Origin of the sequence: Mitsuaria sp. RG (genome assembly GCF_028369275.1) — a bacterium.
Taxonomy (GTDB): Bacteria; Pseudomonadota; Gammaproteobacteria; order Pseudomonadales; family Pseudomonadaceae; genus Aquipseudomonas; species Aquipseudomonas peradeniyensis.
The window spans coordinates 1-2287 of sequence record NZ_JAQMYQ010000098.1 but is presented as its reverse complement, the minus strand read 5'-3'; the positions used below and the strand labels follow the sequence as shown (position 1 = coordinate 2287).

Genomic DNA, 2287 nt, shown 5'->3' with positions numbered 1-2287 from the left:
GCGCAGCGCCTGCTCGGCGACCGGCGTCGGCAGGAAGCTCACTTGCAGCGGCTGCTCCAGCCACCAGTCGAGCAGTTCATCGACATGCTCGCCGCCGATGGACGCCGGCGGCAGGTGCAGCACTGCTCCGGTGCTCAGTGCCGGCCAGGCTTCCCAGGCCATGGCGTCGAAGCCGAAGCCCGCGACGCTGGAGGTGTGGCTGCCCTCACCCAACTCGAAGGCCTGGCAATGCCAGTGGATCAGGTTGGCCAGGGTGCGGTGCTCGACCATCACCCCCTTGGGCTGGCCGGTGGAACCGGAGGTGTAGATCACATAGGCCAGCTGATTCTGGTCCAGCCCTGCAACCACAGGGTTGCTGGCCGCGTGGCCGAGCCAGTCATCGCCATCCAGCATGACTTTGGCTGCATCGCCGACCAACGCTTCGGTGGCCGATTCGACCAGCACCAACGCCGGAGCACTGTCGCTGAGCAGGTAGGCAATCCGCTGCGCCGGATAACCCGGATCGATCGGCACATACGCCGCCCCGGCCTTGAGCACGGCCAGCATCGCCACCAACCGTTGCGGGCCACGTTCCAGACATAGCGCCACGCGGTCGCCCAGGACCACGCCACGCTCGATCAGATGATGAGCCAGGCGGTTGGCACGCTCGTTGAGTTCGCCGTAGCTCAGACTCAGCTCACCCTGTACAACGGCCAATGCTTCGGGCGATTGAGCCTCGACCAGCGCGTGCACGGTCTGCCCTTGCGGATAGGCCTCGGCTGTGGCGTTGAAGTCCTCCAGCACCTGACGCGATGCGTCGTCATCCAACATCGGCAGGTCATCCAGCATTTGCCCCGGGCTCTGTTCCAGAGCCTGCAACAGCTGGCCGAGGGTGTTTACCATCCAGCCGCCGATCTGCGCCGCCGGCAGCCCTTCGGCGGCCAGCACGCTCAGGCTGAAGCCCTCGCCCAGGTCGTCGACGCTCAGGGTCAGCGGGTAGTTGCTGCGCTCCTCCCCCCCCAGCAGGCGCACGCCCTGCCAGATGCCTTCGCCATCGCGGGCGACGCCCTCGGCGCTGTGGCGGTAGTTGAGCAAAGCGCTGAACAATGGCGCAGAAGCGGCCACGCCGCTGCAACGCTGGGCCAGCGCCAGGGGCGCGTGCTCGTGACCGAGCAGGGCCGACAGCCGCTGGTGGGTGAGGCGCAGCGCCTGGTCCACCGGCAGCGCGATATCCACCCGCAATGGCAGGGTGTTGATAAACATGCCCAGCGCCCGGTCGGCGCCCTCGCCCGCTTGCAGGCGGCCCATCAGCACGGTGCCGAACACCACGTCGCGACGCCCCGCCAGCACGCCCACCACACGGGCCCAGGCCAGGTGCACCAGGCTGGCGGCGCTGACGCCGCGCTGCCGCGCCTGCTCGCGCAGACCATGGGCCAGGGTGGCCGGCAACATCAGGGCAGCATGTTCGACGCGCCCGCCATCGCCCTGCACATCGGCCAGGCCATACGGCAGGGTCGGCTCGTCGATATCACCCAGTTGCGCGCGGAAGAACGCCTCGTGGCCAGCCTGATCGTCGCCCAGGCAGACCTGGGCAACATAATTGCGATACGGCACCGCCGCAGGCAGCGTGACACCACGCCCGTCCAGCAGCGCCTGCATCTCCTCGCCGACCACGGCCATGGCGGCGTGGTCGAGGGTCAGGTGGTGGAACTGCAACAGGGCTACCCACTCGCCCTGGCGCGGATCCTCGGCATAGACCAGGCGCAGCAAGGGCGCCCGGGTCAGGTCCAGGCGTTGCTGGCGGGCATCGAAACGGGCCTGCAGTTGCTCGATTACTGCCTTTTCGCCCAGCCCGGTGACTTCGCTGACCGCCAGGCGGGCCTCGCGCCAGACCACCTGCACTGGCTCGCCCAACCCCTCCCAGACCACCGAGGTGCGCAGGATGTCGTGGCGGTCGATGACCTGTTGCAAGGCCGCAGCCCAGGCCCGCAAACGCTCGATGCTGTCGAAGGCCAGGCGTGACTGCAAAAGGTACGGGTCGCCCTGCTCGGCACTGAGGTGGTGATAGAGAATGCCTTCCTGCAAGGGCGCCAGCGGGTAGATTTCCTGCACGTTGCCCGCGCCACCCGGCACGCTGGCGACGATACGGTCGATGCTGGCCTGGTCCAGCTCGATCAGGCTGAGCATGTCCGGCGTGATCTGCGTCGCGCCTTGCGGCACACGGTTCTCGGGCACTGCCACTTCACGTCCGGAGCCCACCGCGGCCGCCAGCGCGGCCAGGGTCGGCTGGGCAAACAGCACGCGCACG

Annotated in this window: 1 protein-coding gene; it reads right to left on the bottom strand. The window is 68.2% G+C overall.

Annotation, left to right across the window (positions count from 1 at the left end):
• The coding region (locus tag POF53_RS25820) for an AMP-binding protein (RefSeq protein ID WP_498970033.1) at positions 1–2287 on the bottom strand (2287 nt) is incomplete at both ends.